This is a genomic window from Nitratireductor sp. StC3 (assembly GCF_003015025.1).
Lineage (GTDB): Bacteria > Pseudomonadota > Alphaproteobacteria > Rhizobiales > Rhizobiaceae > Mangrovimarina > Mangrovimarina alexandrii.
This window is the reverse complement of the sequence record NZ_PYBP01000007.1, coordinates 20,832-40,457: the sequence shown is the minus strand read 5'-3', so window position 1 is coordinate 40,457 and position 19,626 is coordinate 20,832. Positions and strand designations below refer to the sequence as shown.

Genomic DNA, 19,626 nt, shown 5'->3' with positions numbered 1-19,626 from the left:
TTCCGGCGCGCTCATACGGTGCGATGGCGCACCACCGCCGCGCGTTCGATCGCCGCTGCCGTCAGCGTGTCGACGCCGAGCTGCGCGCGCAGCAATTGCAGGATGCGAAGCTCCTCCGGTCGGACATGCAGATCGGCCGCTGCGATCTCCACCGCGATGGCGTAGGCGGTGTCGTGCAGGCGCACCGGCACCGCTTCCACGATCGAGGCGAGGATGGCGTTGAGCGCGCCCTCCTGCTGAAGAACCGCCTGGCTCTTCTTGGCCACGTCCAGCAACGCGTCGGGGTCGAAGCTGGCGAACACCGGCATGGTGCGCACGACACTGCCCATCTTGGCCAGTTCGCGGTCGGTCATGTTGCTGTCGGACGCCGACACCACCACCATGATGTGGATCAGGGCTTCCTGCACGCTTTCTGGCTTGATCACCGCAAAACTCCGTCCGGCAAGGTCGGGTGCAAAGTAGAAAGCCGTATGCTGCACTGCAAGGAAAAATATGCCCCGCAATTGACGCTGTCAGCCGCCGGCTCTAGAGCCTGTGCGACCCCCTCAGCGCAGGACTGGCTCCAGTTGGGCGCCCGAACGGAAGAAAGACATGTCAGACAAAGCCGCGATCGCGATCGATCTTGCTCCCGACCTCGTTGCGGAAGCCACAAAAAGCAAAGCCTGGCCGTTCGAGGAAGCCCGCAAGGTCATCGCACGCTACGAAAAGTCCGGCTTTCCCGACACGGTGCTGTTTGAGACCGGCTACGGTCCTTCCGGCCTGCCGCATATCGGCACGTTCGGCGAGGTCGCGCGCACGACGATGGTGCGCCATGCCTTCCGCGTCCTGACCGGGGACAAGGTCAAGACCCGGCTGCTGTGCTTTTCCGACGACATGGACGGGATGCGCAAGATCCCCGACAACGTGCCCGACCCCAAGGCGCTGGAGCCGCATCTGCACAAGCCGCTGACCGTCGTGCCCAACCCGTTCGGCGGCGACCACGCGAGCTTCGGCCATCACAACAACGCCATGCTGCGCCGGTTCCTCGACACGTTCGGCTTCGACTACGATTTCGCCAGCGCGACCGACTATTACAAAACCGGCCGCTTCGACGCCGTGCTGCTGCTGGTGGCCGAGCGCTACCAGGCGATCATGGACATCATGCTGCCGACACTCGGCGAGGAGCGCCGCGCGACCTATTCGCCGTTTTTGCCGATTTCGCGCAAGACCGGGCGCGTGCTCTACGTGCCGATGAAGGCCGTCAATGCCGATGCCGGCACGATCACCTATGTCGACGAGGACGGCGAGGAAGTCACGCACGGCATCACCGGCGGCCAGGTCAAGTTGCAGTGGAAGCCGGATTTCGGCGCGCGCTGGGCCGCGCTCGGCGTCGATTTCGAAATGTTCGGCAAGGATCACGGCCCCAACATGCCGGTCTATGACCGTATCTGCGCGGCACTGGACGGCCGCCCGCCCGAGCACTTCGTCTACGAGCTCTTTCTCGACGAGAACGGCGAGAAGATCTCCAAGTCGAAGGGCAACGGACTGACCATCGACGAGTGGCTGACCTACGCCCCGACCGAGAGCCTGGCGCTCTACATGTTCCAGAAGCCGAAGACCGCCAAGCGGCTTTATTTCGACGTCATTCCGCGCGCCGTCGACGAATATTACCAGTTCCTGTCGGCCTATCCGCGCCAGGACTGGGCGGCGCGCCTGTCGAACCCGGTCTGGCATATTCACAGCGGCGCGCCGCCGGCGATCGACATGCCGGTGCCGTTTGCCATGCTGCTCAACCTGGTCAGCGCCTCCAACGCCCACGACACGGCCGTGCTGTGGGGCTACATCTCCCGCTACGCGCCCGGCGTGACGCCGCAAACCCATCCCGAACTCGACCGGCTGGTCGGCTACGCGATCCGTTATTTCGACGATTTCGTGAAGCCGGCGAAAACGTTCCGCGCGCCGGACGCGGTCGAGCGCGCGGCGCTGGCCGGCATGGCCGACAAGCTCGCCACGCTACCGCCGGACGCCGACAGCGCGACGATCCAGAACGCGCTCCTGGACGTGGCGCGCGGCATCGAGCGTTACCAGGACCACACGAAAACCAGCCCGAGCGGCGGGCCCGGCGTGTCGGGTGCGTTTTTCCAGATGATCTATCAGGTGCTGATCGGCCAGGAGCGCGGTCCGCGCTTCGGCTCGTTCGTCGCCCTTTACGGCATCGAGGAAACCCGCGCGATGATCGCGCGTACCCTGGCCTCAGCCGCCGAGGCCTGAGGCCGCCTCGCCGGCCGGCAGGATGGAGACCGGCGGCGCGTCCGCGGCCGGTGCCGGGTTGCCGCGCCCCTGGGCGAACAGGCCGCGCCTGTTGTCGATCGCCCGGCGCTGGGCGTCGGCGTAGGGGCCATGTCCGGCCGCCATCGCCCAGCCGTTCTCGACCAGCCAGGCGCCCAGATCGCGCGTGCCAAGCCGGCACGTGGCCCGACGCACCGCGCCGTCCCCCTCGCCGACCGGATCGCAGGCCACGGTGCGCCCGCGCAGAAAACCGCGCAACGCGGTGCGGGCGCGCATGCCGCAAGGCCAATCGCTGCCGTCCCGGCCACGGCACCGGCGCTCGGGCTCGACGATGTCGATGCCGGCAAGCACCACCGTCACGCCCCCCGCCTCAAGCCGGCCGGCGGCCGTGACCAGCGGGCGCGCCAGCCTCCAGTCGGTCTGCCCGGCCAGCGGCCCGGGCGGACGGGCCGGACCGATCTCGCTCAGCGGGGCGCGCGGCGCGACGCGCTCGATCTCTTCCGGATCGACCGCCGGCGGCGCGACGACGTCGGGCGCGATCGTGCGCGCGGGGGCCGTCTGCGACTGGGCGGAAACGGCCGGCACGGACCCCAGCAACAGGCCGAGCAGGGAGACGAAACGAAGGACCCGCATCGACCCGCTACTGGCTCGCCCACACGATCCGCGCGATCCACTCGATCTCGCCGACCGCCAGGGTGCGGTCTTCATGGTCCGGGTTGAGGGAGCGCAACTCGACCTGACGCGTCGTCTGGCGGGCCAGAACCTTGGCCATGACCTCGCCGGCGACGGTCTTGACCACCACGCGGTCGCCGCGCCTGACGCTGGCCCCCGGCTCGACGATCAGCACGTCGCCGTCGCGATAAAGCGGCAGCATGGAATCGCCCTGGACGCCGAGCGCATAGGCGCCCTCGCGCGCACCGGCCGGGATGTCGACCAGGTCCCAGCCCTGCCCGGCGGGAAAGCCGGCATCGTCGAAGAACCCGCCGGCGCCGGCCTGGGCGAAACCGAGCAGCGGCACGGTCGAGCGCTGCACCGGCAGCGCGTCCTGCACATCGCTCCGTCCACGACCGACCAGGGCCGCGAACTCGTCCAGCGTGGCACCGGTCGCCTCCATGATCTTGGCAAGCGATTCGGTCGACGGCCAGCGCGGACGGCCGTCGGCGGAACTGCGCTTGGACTTGTTGAAGGCCGTCGAATCCAGGCCTGCCCGCTTGGCCAGGCCGGACACCGACAGCGAATAACGCTCGGCCAGCGCGTCGATCGCAGCCCACACGCGTTCATGCGAGAGCATGATGCATTCCTCGCGGAAACACAGGAAAAAATACCTTTTGCGGCGTTTTAATGCCCCGCGCCGCCGCTGTCCAGTGCCAGTGCCGCAACAGCCCGCGGCCGGCCGTCGCCGACCGGCCCGGCGCCCGAAGGCGCGGAGGGGTCAGCCCGCGGTAAACGGCGCCCGTCCCGTCTCCAACGCCAGCGCCAGGTCCTCGATGCGATCCTGGCCCCAGAACACTTCCCCGTTCAACACATAGGCGGGCACGCCGATCGCATCGACGGCGACGGCATCGGCCGTGTTTTGCATGCGCTCGGCCTTGACCGCCTCGCCCTGAGCGGCGTTCAGCACGTCGGCGGCGTCTTGCCCCTCGGCATCCAGATAGCGCGCGAGCGTGTCGGCGTCGGCGACGTTTTCATCGTTCGCCCAGACACCGGCAAAGACGCGCCCCATGAAGCCGGTCGGGTCGGCCTGACGCTGAAGCAGCGCGATCACCACATGGTCGGCGAGTGCCGGATCGGCTGGAAAAAACTTTGGCTTCAGATTGATCGGCAGGTCGCGCCGGAACGCCGCGCGCTGCAGCTCGAGCAGGCGATATCGCTGGCGGGTGGGCGAGCGTTGGGCCAGCGGCACCGAGCCCGAAACCTCCCACAGGCCGGGAAGCAGAACCGGCTTGTAGTGGATGGAGGCGCCATGTTTCTTGACCAGGGCGACCATGGCCTGGTGGCCGAGATAGACATAGGGCGACACGGCGGTGAAATAATAGTCGATGACGGCGGACATGGCTGGCTGCTCTCCAGGGTTTGACCCGGCACAGTAGAGGGCGCGCGAGGGCCGGGAAAGCCCACGGCGTTCACATTCGCGGGGGCCCTGCCCTCCCGCCTCCCCGGGCGCCAGGACCGCTCAGCGCAGCGATTTGGCGAGCGCCCGCAGGCGTCCGTGCGAGCCCATGAATTCGGCTTCCGCGGGATTGGGCGCACGCGGTCTCACCCGCGCGCCGAGCGCCTCGACGACCTCGTCGATCGCCAGGAAACGCCGGTTGGGGGAATCGTAAACGCCCGCCGTCGTCATGATCAGCGCCGCCGTCTCGCCGTTTTCGAGCACGAAGCGGTGGCGCCCGATCACCTGGGTGCCCTCCCAGGTCTCGATCGAGGACAAAACGTCGAACCGCCGCCACAGCCTGATCTCGCGCACATAGACCGACTGCACGCCGCCCATCATGGGCGCCCATTTATTGCTCCGCGCCAGCCCCAGAAGCCCGGCGCGCAGGAACAAGTCGATGCGGCCGAGATCGGCCAGCATCATGTAGCGCGCATTGTTCAAGTGGATATTGGAATCGATATCGGACGGCAGGCAGCGGAAAGAGAGCCTGCTTTCCTCGCCGAGGCGGTACGCGCCGCGCGATTTGGAGGTCAGCGCGACCCGCAACAATCGTCCCCACACATACATGGAATGCTCCTTTCCTCCTCCCCATCGGCGGGAAGAAGGGCCCCGAAGGGGCGCAAGGAGGACCGGCAGCGCGCCGGTCCTCCCTTTTGCTTTGCTTATCCTTTCCGCGCCCGCGACGCGGCAGCAGAGTCGTCCTCAGGCCGCCTTTTGCCGGCGATCCGCGTAAGGGTCGAAACGCTGGTAGAAGCTTTCGTCCTTGGCGGCCATGTCGACCAGCACTTTCGGCGCCTTGAACTGCAGGCCGTATTTCTTCTGCAGCTGCTTGGCGAGCTTGACGAACGCGGCCGAGCCCATGCCGTCGATATAAGACAGCGCCCCGCCGGTATAGGGCGCGAAGCCGAAGGCCAGGATCGAGCCGACATCGGCCTCGCGCGGATCGGTGACGATGCCCTCGCCCATCACCCGCGCGGCTTCGAGCGCGATGGTGACGAGGAAGCGCTTTTTGAGCACCTCGACGTCGATCTCCTCCGGCGCCTTCTGCGGATAGAGATCCTTAAGCCCCGGCCACAGATGTTTTTTCGCCGGCTTGGCCGGGTAGTCGTAAAAGCCCTTGCCGTTCTTGCGGCCGTGGCGGCCATGGGTGTCGACCATGGTGTTGATGAGCGCGAACTGCTCCTGGTCGACCGCCTTTTCGCCGAGATCGCGGATCGTCTGTTTCATGATCTTCTGGGCGAGATCGATCGCGGTCTCGTCGGTCAGCGCCAGCGGGCCGACCGGCATGCCGGCCATCTTGGCGGCGTTTTCGATCATCGGTGCCGGCACGCCCTCGATCAGCATCTGATAGGCTTCCGACATGTAGCGCAGCACGCAGCGATTGACGTAGAAGCCGCGCGTGTCGTTGACCACGATCGGCGTCTTGCGGATCGCACGCACATAGTCGATCGCCACCGCCAGCGCCTCGTCGCCGGTCTTCTTGCCCAGAATGATCTCGACCAGCATCATGCGGTCGACCGGCGAGAAGAAATGGATGCCGATGAAGTTCTTCGGCCGCTTGGAGTTCTTGGCCAGGCCGGTGATCGGGATCGTCGAGGTGTTGGAGGCGAAGGTCGCCGAGGCGGCAAGCACGGCCTCCGATTTCTCGGTGACGCCCTTCTTGATGTCGGAATCCTCGAACACCGCCTCGATCACCAGCTCGCAGCCGTCGAGCTGGCCGTAATCGTCGCTCGGGGTGATCAGCGACAGCAGCTTTTCCTTGTCCTCGGCCGTGGCGCGGCCCTTCTTGATCAACCCGTCCATCAGGCCGGCGGAATGGTCCCTGCCCTTTTCGGCCGACGGCATGTCGCGGTCGAGGAGCACGACCGGAATGCCGGCCTTGGCGGTGACATAGGCAATGCCGGCGCCCATGAAGCCGGCGCCGATCACGCCGATCTTGGTGAACTTGGTCGGGGCCACGCCCTCGGGACGGCGCGCGCCCTTGTTGAGTTCCTGCAGCGACACGAACAGCGAGCGTATCATCATCGCCGCCTCGGTGGTCTGCAGGATTTCGGTGAAATAGCGCTGCTCGATGGTCAGCCCGGTCTCGAAGGGCACCAAAAGCCCCTCATAGACGCATTTCAGGATCGCCGCGGCGGCCGGATAGTTGTTGTAGGTCTCGCGGCGCAGGATGGCGATCGCCGGCGGCCACAGATTGGCGCCCGCGGCCGAATAGACCGGCCCGCCCGGCAGCTTGAAGCCCTTCTCGTCCCAGGGTTGGACCGGCTTGAGCCCGTTCCTGATCATCGCCTTGGCGGCGTCGACCAGCTTGGCCGGCTCGGCGATCTCGTGGATCAGGTTCATGCCCTTGGCCTTTTTCGGCGACAGGGCAGCACCCGTGGTCAGCATCTGCAAAGCCTGCTGGCCGTCGGTCAGGCGCGGCACGCGCTGGGTGCCGCCGGCGCCCGGGAAAAGACCGACCTTGACCTCGGGCAGGCCCATCTTGACCTTGTCGCCGTCGGCCGCGACCCGGCCGTGGCAGGCGAGCGACAATTCGAATGCCCCGCCCATGCAGGTGCCGTTGATCGCCGAGACCCAGGGCTTGCCGCAGGTCTCGATCTTGCGGAACAGCCAGCTCATGCGGCCCGCGCCCTCAAACAGCATCTTGATCGCCGCCTCGTGGTCGCGGGCCTCCTCCTGCTGGAAGACCTTCAGCATCTTCTGCAGCATGGTCAGGTCGGCGCCGCCGGAAAAGGCTTCCTTGCCGGAGGTGATCACCACGCCCTTGACCGCCTCATCGGCGACGATCTGGTCGGTGATGCGGTCGAGTTCGTCCATCACCTCCTCGGTGAAGACGTTCATCGAGCGGTCGGGCATGTCCCAGGTGACGAGTGCGATGCCGTCGCTGTCGGTTTCGACCGTGAAATTCGTGTAGGCCATGTTAGGATTTCTCCCTTTCGAAATCTCTGTGCGTCGCAGGTGGCGCGGGCTTGTCGCCGGAGGGGCCGGGGCGGCGATTTCGACGCTCTGCCCGCCGCTTCGCCCGTTCGACCCTCCCGGCGCCCGTTGCCTCCCCTTTCGGAGAGGACCGAGGCGTCACACCCGCTCGATGATGGTCGCCGTGCCCATGCCAGCGCCGATGCACAAGGTCACCAGAGCCGTGTTGAGGTCGCGCCGCTCGAGCTCGTCGAGCACCGTGCCGAAGATCATCGCGCCGGTCGCGCCGAGCGGATGACCCATGGCGATCGCCCCGCCATTGACGTTGATCTTGTCGTGCGGGATGTCGAAGGCCTGCATGTAGCGCAGCACCACCGAGGCGAAGGCCTCGTTGAGCTCGAACAGATCGATGTCGTCGATCGTCATCTTCGCCTTCTTCAAGAGTTTCTCGGTGACGTCGACCGGCCCGGTGAGCATGATCGCCGGTTCCGAACCGATATTGGTGAAGGCCCTGATCCTGGCGCGCGGCGTCAGGCCCATGGTCTTGCCGGCCTTCTTGGAACCGAGCAGGACGGCAGCCGAGCCGTCGACGATGCCCGACGAATTGCCGGCGTGGTGAACGTGGTTGACGCCTTCGATCTCGGGGTAACGCTGCACGGCGACGGCATCGAAGCCGCCCATCTCGCCCGGCATGACGAAGGAGGGGTTGAGCGAGGCCAGCGACTGCATGTCGGTGCCCGGCCGCATGTGTTCGTCGTGGTCGAGAATGGTCAGCCCGTTCTGGTCCTTGATCGCGATCACGGAGTCCTTAAAGCGACCGTCCTTCCAGGCGGCGTCGGCGCGCTTCTGGCTCTCGACCGCGTAGGCGTCGACATCGTCGCGCGAAAAGCCGTATTTGGTGGCGATCAGGTCGGCCGACACGCCCTGCGGCATGAAATAGGACGGCAGGCCCACGGACGGGTCCATGAACCAGGCACCGCCCGACATGCCCATGCCGACGCGGCTCATCGATTCCACGCCGCCGGCGATCACGATTTCGTCGGAGCCGCCGGCGATCTTGGCCGCGCCGAAATTGATCGCGTCGAGGCCGGACGCGCAGAAACGCGAGATCTGCATGCCCGGCGCCTCGGTCGCGTAGCCGGCCTCGAAGGCCGCCGCGCGCGGGATCACCGAGCCGGCCTCGCCGACCGGATCGACGCAGCCGAAAATGATGTCGTCGACCTTGGACGTGTCGAGCCCGTTGCGGTCGCGCACCGCCTCCAGCGTGCGGGCGGCCAGGCGCACGGCCGGCACCTCGTGCAGGGATCCGTCCTTCTTGCCGCGGCCGCGCGGCGTCCTCACGGCGTCGTAGACATATGCATCAGCCATTGGATGTCTCCTTTTTCTGGCGGGTGCGCCCGAGGGCGGCCGCGCAGGGGTCGCGTCTTTGGTTCAGTCATTGCCCGGACGGCATCAGCGCCTCGGGCGCCTGCCAGCCGGGAAGTTTCTTCAGCCTGTGCAGCCAGCGGTCGATGGCGGGATAGTCGCTCCAGTCCGCGCCGATCTGCTCGGGCCAATAGAGATAGCCGCACAGCGACAGATCGGCGATCGTCGGCCGGTCGGCGGCAACCCAGTCACGACCGCGCAGATGGGTTTCCAGGACGTTCCAGGCGTCCTTGGCGCGGGCATAGATGAATTCGGCGGTCGGATCGCCGGCCTTGCCGCGGAAATGGCGCATGAAGCGCTCCGTCGCGGTGTAGCTGGTCAGCTTGTGGTTGTCGAACAGCACCCAACGCAGAATCTCGAACTCCTCGGCCTCGGTCTCGTGGCCGAATTTTTCGAAATGACGCGCCAGATAGATCAGGATCGCGCCCGATTGCGACAGCGTGAAATCGCCGTCGGCGCGGTGATGGACCAGAACCGGCGCCTCGCCCATAACGTTGAGGGCGCGATAGTCCGCGCCGCGGGTCTCGCCCTTGAAGAAGCCGATGCCCCTGGGCTGCCAGTCGGCGCCGCACATCTCCAGCATCAGCGCGGCCTTGTAGGCGTTGCCGCTCTCGGCGAAGCAATGCAGGGTGAACTCGCTCATGCCGGGTTTGCCTCCGCTCGGCTGGCGCCGATCGGCGTCAGCTTGGTGCTGGACACCGCCCGCGCGGCCAGAACGCCGTCCTTGTCGAACAGCTCCGCCTCGACGAAGGCGACGTTGCGGCCGGCCCTGACGATACGCGCCTCGACCTCGGTGCGGCCATAGGCGACCGGACGGAAAAAGTGGGTGTGGATGTCGATCGAGGCCTGGGCGTTCTTCATGTCCATGCTGATGAAGGCGTTGAAGCCCATCGCGTCGTCCATCATGGCGACCAGGAAACCGCCCTGGATCACACCGCCGAAATTGATCACGTCGCGCGGCGGATCGAACGAGACCCTGAGGGTGGCGGCCTCGCGGTCCCAGGACACCACATCCATGCCCAGCCAGCGGGCGGTGGCCGGCGCCTGGTCGGCGGAAAAGCCCGGTACGATCGCCGCGCCCATCTTCAAAGGCTCCTGCCGATCAAAAGCTTCATGATCTCGTTGGTGCCGCCATAGATGCGCTGCACGCGCGCGTCGCGATACATGCGCGCGATCGGGTATTCGTTCATGTAGCCGTAGCCGCCATGAAGCTGCAGACATTCGTCCACGACCTTGCCCTGCAGGTCGGAGAGCCAGTATTTGGCCATCGACGCCGTCACCGGATCGAGCCCGCCATCGACATGGCGGGCGACGCAATCATTGTAGAAGACGCGGCCGATCGTGACCTCGGTCTTCAACTCGGCCAGCTTGAACTGCGTGTTCTGGAAGTCAATCACCTTGCGGCCGAACGCGCCGCGTTCCTTGACGTAGTCGATGGTCAGCGCCAGCGCGCGCTCGGCCATGGCGATCGCCGTGCCGCCGATCTGCAGGCGCTCCTGCGGCAATTGCTGCATGAGCTGGACAAAACCCTGGCCTTCCTCGTGGCCGAGCAGGTTGGCCGTCGGCACGCGCATATCGTTGAAGAACAGCTCGGACGTGTCGTTCGACTTCAGGCCGATCTTGTCGAGGTTGCGGCCGCGCTCAAACCCCTCGACCTCGTCGGTCTCGACCACGATCAGCGACGTTCCCTTGGCGCCCTTTTCGGGATCCGTCTTGGCGACGACGATGATCAGATTGGCGAGCTGGCCGTTGGTGATGAAGGTCTTGGAGCCGTTGATGCGATAGTGGTTGCCGTCCTTTTCGGCGCGCGTCTTGACGCCCTGCAGGTCGGAGCCCGCGCCCGGCTCGGTCATGGCGATGGCGCCGATCAGCTCGCCGCTCGCCATCTTCGGCAGCCATTTCTTCTTCTGCTCGTCCGAGCCGTAATGGGCGATATAGGGGGCGACGATCGAATTGTGCAGCGCGATGCCGAAGCCGTCGACGCCGACATGGCTGATCGCTTCGATGATCGCGCTTTCATGGGCGTAGCTGCCGCCGGCGCCGCCGTAATCTTCCGGCATGGAGGCGCACAACAGGCCGTTGGCGCCGGCCTTTTCCCAGCTTGCGCGATCGACGATCTCGGCCTTTTCGAACGCCTCGTAATGCGGCGCGATCTCGGCCTGGAGGAATTTGGTCGCCATGTCGTAAAGCATGGTGACCTCCTCGTCCGCCCAGGCGGGCTTTGGAAGAGCGAGGACGGTTGCCGGATCGGTGGCCATGGACGTCTCCTCTTTGGTTATTGCCTATAGCAAAGTCGTTCAAGTCTGAACAGAGTAGATCGCCGCCGGCGGTCAGAAAGCCTCCGCATCGAGCGCCATCATGGAGTCCGCACCGGCCGAGATGCGGGCGAGATGGGCAGCCGTTTCGGGCATGACGCGCTCCATGAAATAGCGCGCCGTCACCAACTTGTTCTCGCAGAACGCCGTCGCGCCGTCGGCGCCCGCGGCGATCTTGTCCTGCGCGGCCTTGGCCATCAACCCCCACATGTAGCCGAGCGCGACCAGCCCGAACAGATGCATGTAGTCGCTCGAGGCAGCGCCCGCATTGTCGGGCTTCTGCATGGCGTTCTGCATCAGCCACATGGTGGCCGCCTGCAGATCGTTCAAGCCCTTTTTCAGCGCCTTGGTAAGTGGCGCCATCTGCTCGTCGGAACGGTTTTCCTCGCAGAAATCGCCGACCTCCTTGAAGAAGGCCTGGACGGCGCGGCCGCCGTTCTGCGGCAGCTTGCGGCCGACCAGGTCGAGCGCCTGGATGCCGTTTGCGCCCTCGTAGATCATGGTGATGCGGGCATCGCGCACGAACTGGCTCATGCCGTGCTCTTCGATATAGCCGTGCCCGCCGAAGACCTGCTGGGCCATGACGGCATGCTCGAAACCCTTGTCGGTCAGCACGCCCTTGATGACCGGCGTCATCAGGCCCATGTGATCGTCGGCCGCCTGGCGTTCCTTTTCGTCGCCCGAGCGGTGCGCCACGTCCGATTTCAGCGCCGTCCACAGCACCAGCGCGCGGCCGGCCTCGTTGATCGCCCTCATCGTCATCAAGTTTCGGCGGATGTCGGGATGGACGATGATCGGATCAGCCTTCTTGTCCTTGGCCTTGGCCCCGGACAGGGCGCGGCCCTGGATCCGCTCGCGGGCATAGGCGGCGGCGTTCTGATAGGCGATCTCGGAAACCGACAGGCCCTGCATGCCGACGCCGAGGCGGGCCTCGTTCATCATCACGAACATCGCCTTGAGGCCGCCATTCTCCTCGCCGATCAGATAACCCGTCGCCTCGTCGTAGTTCATCACGCAGGTCGAGTTGCCGTGAATGCCCATCTTTTCCTCGATGGAGCCGCAGGCGACGGCGTTGCGCTCGCCGGCATTGCCGTCGGCGTCGAGCTTGAATTTGGGCACGATGAACAAGGAAATGCCCTTCACCCCTTCCGGCGCGCCCTCGATGCGGGCCAGCACAAGATGGATGATGTTTTCGGCCATGTCGTGCTCGCCGGCCGAGATGAAGATCTTCTGACCGGAAATCTTGTAGGCCCCGTCACCGTCGGGAACCGCCTTGGTGCGCAGCAGGCCCAGATCGGTACCGCAATGCGGTTCGGTCAGGTTCATGGTCCCCGTCCACAGGCCCTCGACCATCTTCGGCACATAGGTCTGCTTCTGCTCGTCGGAACCGTGGACCAGGATCGCGGCGATGGCGCCCTGGGTGAGGCCCGGATACATCATCAGCGCCATATTGGCCGACGACATATATTCGCCGACGGCCGAATGCACCGTGTAGGGCAGGCCCTGGCCGCCATAATCGGCCGGCGTGGCCAGGCCCATCCAGCCGCCCTCGCGATACTGGTCGTAGGCGTCCTTGAAGCCCTCCGGCGTCTTGACCGAGCCGTCCTCGGCGCGCACGCAGCCCTGTTCGTCGCCGACACGGTTCAGCGGATGCATAACGTTTTCGGCCAGCTTGGCGCCCTCGGCGAGGATCGCCTCGAGAACGTCAGGCGTGGCGTCGGAAAATCCGGGAAGATTGGAATAGCGCTCGTAACCGAGCACATCCTTCAGAACGAACAGCGTGTCTTCGACGGGCGCGCGATAGGTCGGCATGATTTCCTCCGGCAAAAGCTGACCGCGCGCCGACAGGCCGGCGCGCGGCACCGATTTCGGAGACAAGCCGTATCAAATTTTGACGTTTGCGTAAACGTCAATTTTTGCTGCCACGTCGAAATGTGCTCGCGCGCGCCTTACGAGGCGGCGGCCGCGACGGCGCGCTGCGCGAGCCTGTCGCGGACGACGTCGGCGGCGGTCTCGAGCTGGTCGATCGCCTCGCTGATCGCCGCGCGCTGCCTGTGAAGGCGTGCGAGCTGCTTTTCCGACTTTTCCAGCGTCACCCTGAGCTGCTTCACATTGCTGCCCGAGGGATCGTGGAGATCGAGCATCTGTTTGATCTCGCGCAGCGAGAAGCCGACCTGGCGGCCGAGCAGGATCAGCTTCAGACGCGCGCTTTCGCGCCGCGAATAAAGCCGCACGCTGCCGTCTCGACGCGGGCTCAGCAAGCCCTTGTCCTCGTAGAAACGCAGTGTGCGCAACGACACGCCGAATGTCTTGGCGAGATCGCCGATCCGCGCGTAGCCGTCCCGGGGTTCGGCGAACGCCTCGGCGGCGTTGGCCATCGCTTCGATGGCTGAGACAGTCTTCATCATTCAATGGTTCCAAAAAAGCGTGTCAGCGGCGACGGCGTCAAACGCATCGCGCGCCGAACGGTCCTGTCAGGTCTATCGCTGGTTCGGCCGTACGGTCGCGAATCACGACATCGACGACCCGATTGTGCAGTGCACCTAATACGCCGATGCGGAATTTCAACTCAAGTTTGACGACAAACTGTTTCAATCCACGACCGGAGCGCCCGCATTGCCGGCAAATCAGGGGCCGGTCAGCACTTTGGTAAGCTTGGTTAACGCCTTGTTTACCACGTGTGGGGAATTGTTCGGCTGTCGATTTTCCGTGGTTATTCTGTTTCGCGTTATTCACGGCGATGCGCACCGGGGTTGAAGGCACATTGCCCGCGCAGACGGCCCGCAAGCGGCCAGGCCTTGTGTCCAGCCCGTTGGTGCACCCTGTCATGACACGGGCACCCGCCCGTGACGCCGAACTCGAACGGACGTCTTGATGAGCAGCCATCGTTCCTATCTCGAGTCCCTCAATGTCGGGCGCCAAAGGCGGCCTCGCACGTCGATCGAGGACCTCAATCAAACACTCGACGATCTCGAGAGCCGCTTCGGCATGCCGCGCAGCGGCGCGGCCGAACGCGGCCCGCAGACCGAAGGCATCGACGCGCGTTCGCGCCGGGACCGGCGTCTGGCCTCCGGAACGTCGCTGGAACGGACCTTTTCCGGCGACGAACCCCGCCGCCAACGCCCGGCGGGCGGCAACGACCCGGTACGGCCCTATCCCTGGGAGCGGTCGCAGGCACGGTTCGAGGACGATCATCGCGACGACGGCGCGCACCGGGCCCTGACCGGCGACCTGAAGGCGCTGCGCCGGGAACTGCATGAGCAGATCGCCAGCGACCTGAGCCAGGAATTTAGCGCGCTGCGCCGCAAGATCGACGGCGTCGCCGCCCAGCGCGGCCCGCACGCCGACGGACAGGCTCTGCATGCCGAGCTGGAACGCCTGTCCGAAACGATCCAGTCGCTCGCCGAACGCAGCGACGACCGCGGCATCGGCCTGCTGCGGCTTGAGCTGGAGCAGGTGCGCCAATCGCTCTCGGAACTGGCGCGCGAGGACACGGTCCGGTCGCTCGACCGTCGATGGAAGAAATTGCAGGACCGCGCGGCCGGCGGCGTGCCCGATCCCGAAATCCGCGCCCTGTCCGACCGGCTCGAGCAGATCAGCGCGGCGGTCGGCAACCTGCCCGATTCGATGTCGCTGCACTCGCTGGAAGACAAGGTGCGTTCGCTCGCCACGGCACTGGAACATTTCGCCGCCCAGACCGGGCAGCCCGATTCCGGCCTGATCGACAAGCTCGAGGACCGGCTCGACGAGATTTCGCGCGCGATCGCGGCATCGGCCGGCAGCCCGTCCGTCGACCACGCGCCCCTGGATCGTATCGAGGCGCGGATCTCCGCGCTCGCCGAACTGCTTGAGGATGTCGCCAGCGAAGCACCCGGCGACAAGCTGCTGCAGCGCATGGACGTGCTGTCCAGGCGCGTGGAGGACCTTGCCGGCCGCGTCGCGATGCCCGAACAGGCGATCGAGCACCTGACTGCCCAGGTCGCCAACATCGCCGCTAAGCTGGACCGTGGCGGCGGCCAGGCCGGCGCGCAGGATATCGTCGACAGCCTGGAGCGGCGCCTGTCGGAAATGGCGGCGTTCATCGAGGAGCGGCAGGGCCACTCGCAGGCCGAGAGCAAGGCGCTGTTCAGGGAGTTCGACCGTCGGTTGGAGGACCTGCACGCGCAGATGGCCGACCAGGGCGCGGTAGCGCCGGCCGCCGATCCCGAATTGCTGCGCGCCCTCGACGAGAAGTTCGCCGACCTGAGCGACCGTATCGACAGCCAGACCGCTGTGCAGCCGCAACTAGCGGCCGACCTGGAACGCCGGCTGACGGAAATCTCCGAACGCCTCGACCTGTCGAGCCAGCGCAGCTCCGACATCGATTCCGATCTCATTCGCAGCCTGGAAAGCCAGGTTGCCGATCTGACCGCGCATCTGTCCCGGCCGACGAAGCCGAGCGACGATCTCGGAACGCTGTCGCCACGCCTCGACGACATCGAACGCTCCTTGAGCGAGCAGCGCGACATGATCGTCGCCGCGGCGCGCGAAGCGGCCGAAAACGCCGTGCGTTCGCTCGATACGGCCGGCATCGCCGACGAAGACGCGACCCTGCTTGCCGGTGACCTGAAGGCCCTTGAAGGCTTGATGCGCAAATCCGACGAACGCAACTCGCGCACCTTCGAGGCCATCCACGACACGCTTTTGAAAGTGGTCGACCGGCTCGGCACTCTGGAAACCAGGCAAAGCCAGCCGGCCGATAAGGCCAAGATTCCAGTGGCAAGCGCCCCGTCGATCGCGCCCGAAGACGTCGGACCGGCCCTGGAGCCGAGGCTGCCCGAGCCCGCCCTTGCCGGCGATTTCACCCCCGAACCGCCTGTCGGCAGCCGCTCGCCGGCAGAGGCCGCCGCCGCTGCCGCAAAGGCGGCGCTCAGCGCGGTTGACGCCGACACGGCCGCCCCCGAACCGGTCAAGACATCGATGCTGGGCGGGTTGGCGCGCGCGCTGACAAGCAAGAGGGGCACCGACAAGCCCGACACGCCGCGCAAGGACAAGGCCGAGCCGAGCCTGTCGGCGGCGCCGGAAACGACCGAGCCCGTCGACCCCGAAGCCGTGGATCGTCCGCTCGAACCCGGCTCGGGCGCGCCCAACCTGAACGCGATCATGAAACGCGTCAGGACCGAACGGGCCCAGGCGGCGGCGTCCGGCGGCGACCCCGGCGCTGCCAAGGCCGATTTCATCGCCGCCGCCCGGCGCGCCGCCCAAGCGGCCGCCGCCGAGGCCGATTCCTTCAAGCGCGGCTCCGACAAGGGCAAGAAATCGCGCAAGTTGAGCCCCGGCGAGTTCCTGCGCGCCAAGCGCAAGCCGATCCTGATGGCGGCGGCGGCGATCATGATGGCGCTGGCCGGCCTGCAGCTCGGCAAGGCCTTTATCGGCGGATCGCAGGACATCGCGGGCGGCGACATCGAGGCGCCCGTCGAGCAACCCTTGATCGCCAGCGCGCCGATGCTCGACGCCGAAGAGACCCCGGTGGACGAGACCCGGACCGAGCCCGTGCGCATGATCGGCGAGCCGGCCGACATGGCGCAGGCGGCGGACGCCGAAGCGGAGGCGCGAACCGCGGAAGATGCCGAAATCGACGCGCCGGCGCCGGACACGGACATGGCGCGGCCCGAGCCGACAATGGCGGACGACGCCGAAATCGCGGCCGAGCCGGTTGCGGAGCCGAGTGATGCGGCGGCCACGCGCGCCGCGCCGATACCGGACGAGGCAGGACCGCTGCCGCTGCGCGAGGCCGCGCAGGACGGCGATCCGCGCGCCATGTTCGAAATCGGCAACCGTTACCAGCAGGGCCGCGGCACCGACACCGACATGGCGCAGGCCGCGCAGTGGTACGAGCGTTCGGCGGAGCTGGGATTGGCGCCGGCGCAATACCGGATCGGCAATCTTTACGAAAAAGGCGTCGGCGTGGCGCGCGACCTCGCCAAGGCCAAGACCTGGTACCAGTTGGCCGCCGACCAGGGCAATGCCAGCGCCATGCACAATCTGGCGGTGCTGTTCGCCATGGGCGGCGACGGGCCGCGCGACAACGATTCGGCGGCGCGCTGGTTCATGAAAGCGGCCGAACTCGGCGTCAAGGACAGCCAGTTCAACCTCGGCATCCTGGCCGCCAAGGGACTCGGCGTGCCGCAGAGCCTGGAAGAATCCTACAAATGGTTCGCGCTCGTCGCGGAGGCCGGCGACAAGGACGCCGCGGTCAAGCGCGACGAAGTCGCCAAGGCGCTGCGGCCGGAGCAGCTCGCCAAGGCGCGCGCTGCGACCGAATTGTGGAAGCCCAAGCCGGTCGTCGAGGAGGCCAATACGGTCGACATCCCCGAATCCTGGCGCGAGAGCGAGACTGTCACCGCCGCCGTCGACGTCAAGCAGGCGATCCGCGCGGTCCAGGACATCCTCAACAAGCGCGGTTTCAACGCCGGTCCGGCGGACGGGATCATGGGCGCCAAAACACAGAGCGCAATCGCCGCCTACCAGGCCGAACAGGGCATGGAGCCGACCGGGCAGATCAACGAGGCGCTGGTGCGCTCGCTGCTCGAGCAGGACTGAGCCGCCCGATCGTCCGGCCGTTTTCGGCGCCATCGAAACGCCTCCAGGCTCGTGCCGTCTCCCAAGACGGCACGATTTGCCGTTTCGGCCGGCGCGGCGTTTGACATGGCCTCAATGTCGGCGCAAGAACACCTTAAGCTTCCTACGATAATGTAAGAGCCAAATCAGGCTCTTGTCTCAGGTAGATCGGTCGAGTTCGTCGCGTGGGCATCTATCTCCCCATCGCTGAAATGTCAGTCAATATCTTCGTGCTCCTGGCGATGGGCGCGGCGGTGGGCTTCTTGTCCGGTCTGTTCGGCGTCGGCGGCGGGTTTCTGATCACGCCGCTTCTGATCTTTTACAACATCCCCCCCGCGATCGCGGTCGCCACCGGCGCCAATCAGGTCGTGGCCTCATCCTTTTCCGGTGCGCTGGCGCATTTCAAGCGCGGCACGCTGGACATCAAGCTGGGGACGGTGCTGCTTGCCGGCGGCATCGTCGGCTCGACCCTGGGCATCTACGTGTTTTCGCTGCTGCGGCAGATGGGACAGCTCGACCTGTTCGTATCGCTGCTCTACGTCATCCTGCTCGGCACGGTCGGCGGCATGATGTTCGTGGAAAGCGTCAACGCCATCCGTAACGCACGGCGCGGGGTCAATCCGAGCCTGAAAAGGCCCGGTCAGCACAACTGGATCCATCGTCTGCCGCTGAAGATGCGCTTTCGCGCCTCGAAACTGTTCGTCAGCATCATCCCCGTCCTGGTGCTCGGCGCGGCGATCGGCTTTCTGGCCTCGATCATGGGCGTGGGCGGCGGCTTCATCATGGTGCCGGCGATGATCTATCTGTTGAAGGTGCCGACCAACGTCGTCATCGGCACGTCGCTGTTCCAGATCGTGGTCGTGTCGGCCTACACCACCATCGTCCACGCCACCACCAACCAGACGGTCGACATCATTCTGGCCATGGCGCTGATGGTCGGCGGCGTGGCCGGCGCGCAGTACGGCGCCAAGGCGGGGCAGAAGCTGCGCGGCGAGCAGCTGCGCGCCCTGCTTGCCTCGCTGGTGCTCGCCGTCGCCCTCAGGCTGGCCTACGATCTGTTCGTGCGTCCGCCCAATCTCTACTCGCTGTCGGCGCTGGGGGCGCTGTGATGCGCGTGCGCGGCCCGACCCTTCCCGCCGTGACGGTGCTGTCGCTCCTCCTGGCGGTCGCCTGCGCACGCGCGCAGGGGCCGGTGCCGCGTGCCGACCCGGAACCGCCGGCGAATGCCGAAAGCATCCAGATCGGCCTGTCGACGGACAGGATTTCGATCACCTCGGATTTCTCCGGCGCCGATCTGACGATCTTCGGCGCGCTCGACAATGCCGATCCGCTGATCAACAGGCAGGGCCGCTACGACGTCATCGTCGTGCTGGAAGGACCGGCCCGCCCGGTCATGGTCAGGCGCAAGCAGCGCATTCTCGGCGTGTGGATGAACACCCAGTCCGAGGTGTTCGTGAACGTGCCGGTGTCCTATTCGGTCGCCACGACGCGGGTTCCCCAGGACATCACCGATCCGATCAACTATCGCCAGCTCGCGCTCGGCGCCGACAACATCTACATCGAACCGCTCGACAAGGACCTCGACACGGCCACCATCAAGGAATTCGAAACCGCGCTGCGGCAGCTCAAGAAAACCACCGGCCTTTATTCGGAGCGCATCGGCGGCGTGCAGTTCCTCACGCAGAGCCTGTTCCGCGCGACGCTGACGCTCGCCCCCAACGTGCCGGTAGGCACCCACAAGGCGCGCGCCTTCCTGTTCCGCAACGGCATCTTCATCAAGGAAAACTCCGCCCAGCTCGTCATCGTCAAAGCCGGCTTCGAGCAGAGCGTGTTCCGCTTCGCGCACGAATACAGCCTGTTCTACGGAATTTTCGCGTCCGTTCTGGCCGTGTTCACCGGCTGGCTGGGGCGCATCATCTTCCGGCGCGACTGACGTTCGCCCGACATGAG

17 protein-coding genes are annotated in these 19,626 nt (G+C 66.0%); 4 read left to right on the top strand and 13 right to left on the bottom strand.

The features are described 5' to 3' along the window. Positions 1 to 11: 11 nt before the first annotated feature. On the bottom strand, positions 12 to 425 hold the full coding sequence (locus C7T96_RS15315; RefSeq protein ID WP_106572272.1) for a tellurite resistance TerB family protein: 414 nt from the start codon (positions 423 to 425) through the stop codon (positions 12 to 14). Positions 426 to 591: 166 nt separating this feature from the next. Here C7T96_RS15315 and C7T96_RS15310 point away from each other — a divergent pair, with 166 nt between their 5' ends. Then, the gene (locus C7T96_RS15310; RefSeq protein ID WP_106572126.1) at positions 592 to 2,250 is read left to right on the top strand and encodes a lysine--tRNA ligase; all 1,659 of its coding nucleotides are present in this window, start codon (positions 592 to 594) and stop codon (positions 2,248 to 2,250) included. Here the strand turns inward: C7T96_RS15310 and C7T96_RS15305 are convergent. From C7T96_RS15305 to C7T96_RS23905, 12 genes are all read right to left on the bottom strand, one after another. Continuing rightward, positions 2,233 to 2,901: a thermonuclease family protein gene (locus C7T96_RS15305; RefSeq protein WP_106572125.1), complete on the bottom strand. Its 669-nt coding sequence runs from the start codon at positions 2,899 to 2,901 to the stop codon at positions 2,233 to 2,235. The genes C7T96_RS15310 and C7T96_RS15305 overlap by 18 nt on opposite strands. 7 nt (positions 2,902 to 2,908) lie before the next feature. Further along, on the bottom strand, positions 2,909 to 3,559 hold the full coding sequence (locus C7T96_RS15300; protein ID WP_106572124.1) for a helix-turn-helix transcriptional regulator: 651 nt from the start codon (positions 3,557 to 3,559) through the stop codon (positions 2,909 to 2,911). Positions 3,560 to 3,700: 141 nt separating this feature from the next. Then, positions 3,701 to 4,321 carry a 2-hydroxychromene-2-carboxylate isomerase gene (locus tag C7T96_RS15295; protein ID WP_106572123.1) on the bottom strand — a complete coding sequence of 207 codons (621 nt, stop codon included), beginning with the start codon at positions 4,319 to 4,321 and terminating at the stop codon, positions 3,701 to 3,703. Between the two features lie 120 nt (positions 4,322 to 4,441). After that, a complete protein-coding gene (locus C7T96_RS15290) occupies positions 4,442 to 4,987 on the bottom strand; it encodes an acyl-CoA thioesterase (RefSeq protein ID WP_106572122.1) in 546 nt (181 codons plus the stop codon). A 135-nt stretch (positions 4,988 to 5,122) separates the two neighbouring features. Next, positions 5,123 to 7,339 (bottom strand): 3-hydroxyacyl-CoA dehydrogenase NAD-binding domain-containing protein, encoded by a 2,217-nt coding sequence (locus C7T96_RS15285; RefSeq protein WP_106572121.1) that lies wholly within the window; start codon positions 7,337 to 7,339, stop codon positions 5,123 to 5,125. 156 nt (positions 7,340 to 7,495) lie between these two features. Then, entirely contained in the window at positions 7,496 to 8,704 is a 1,209-nt protein-coding gene (locus tag C7T96_RS15280; RefSeq protein WP_106572120.1) for an acetyl-CoA C-acetyltransferase, read from the bottom strand. Between the two features lie 67 nt (positions 8,705 to 8,771). Further along, positions 8,772 to 9,404, bottom strand: a complete 633-nt coding sequence (locus C7T96_RS15275; RefSeq protein WP_106572119.1) for a glutathione S-transferase — start codon at positions 9,402 to 9,404, stop codon at positions 8,772 to 8,774. Beyond that, positions 9,401 to 9,844 carry a PaaI family thioesterase gene (locus C7T96_RS15270; RefSeq protein WP_106572118.1) on the bottom strand — a complete coding sequence of 148 codons (444 nt, stop codon included), beginning with the start codon at positions 9,842 to 9,844 and terminating at the stop codon, positions 9,401 to 9,403. The genes C7T96_RS15275 and C7T96_RS15270 overlap by 4 nt, the downstream gene beginning before the upstream one ends. A 2-nt stretch (positions 9,845 to 9,846) precedes the next feature. Continuing rightward, complete coding sequence (locus tag C7T96_RS15265) at positions 9,847 to 11,019, bottom strand: acyl-CoA dehydrogenase family protein (protein WP_106572117.1); 1,173 nt, start codon at positions 11,017 to 11,019, stop codon at positions 9,847 to 9,849. Between the two features lie 72 nt (positions 11,020 to 11,091). Further along, positions 11,092 to 12,888 (bottom strand): acyl-CoA dehydrogenase C-terminal domain-containing protein, encoded by a 1,797-nt coding sequence (locus C7T96_RS15260; protein WP_106572271.1) that lies wholly within the window; start codon positions 12,886 to 12,888, stop codon positions 11,092 to 11,094. 137 nt (positions 12,889 to 13,025) lie between these two features. Then, positions 13,026 to 13,454 carry a MerR family DNA-binding transcriptional regulator gene (locus C7T96_RS15255; RefSeq protein ID WP_245414154.1) on the bottom strand — a complete coding sequence of 143 codons (429 nt, stop codon included), beginning with the start codon at positions 13,452 to 13,454 and terminating at the stop codon, positions 13,026 to 13,028. A gap of 67 nt (positions 13,455 to 13,521) precedes the next feature. Beyond that, positions 13,522 to 13,905, bottom strand: coding sequence for a hypothetical protein (locus C7T96_RS23905; RefSeq protein ID WP_146149190.1), 384 nt, complete (start codon positions 13,903 to 13,905; stop codon positions 13,522 to 13,524). Between the two features lie 45 nt (positions 13,906 to 13,950). On the opposite strand from C7T96_RS23905, the gene C7T96_RS15250 reads away from it, so the two are divergent. The 3 genes from C7T96_RS15250 (at position 13,951) to C7T96_RS15240 (ending at position 19,609) form a co-directional block, all read left to right on the top strand. Then, positions 13,951 to 17,658: a peptidoglycan-binding protein gene (locus C7T96_RS15250; protein ID WP_106572115.1), complete on the top strand. Its 3,708-nt coding sequence runs from the start codon at positions 13,951 to 13,953 to the stop codon at positions 17,656 to 17,658. Positions 17,659 to 17,861: 203 nt separating this feature from the next. Next, a complete protein-coding gene (locus tag C7T96_RS15245) occupies positions 17,862 to 18,785 on the top strand; it encodes a sulfite exporter TauE/SafE family protein (protein WP_106572114.1) in 924 nt (307 codons plus the stop codon). After that, positions 18,785 to 19,609, top strand: a complete 825-nt coding sequence (locus C7T96_RS15240) for a TIGR02186 family protein (RefSeq protein ID WP_106572113.1) — start codon at positions 18,785 to 18,787, stop codon at positions 19,607 to 19,609. The genes C7T96_RS15245 and C7T96_RS15240 overlap by 1 nt, the downstream gene beginning before the upstream one ends. Positions 19,610 to 19,626: the final 17 nt, after the last annotated feature.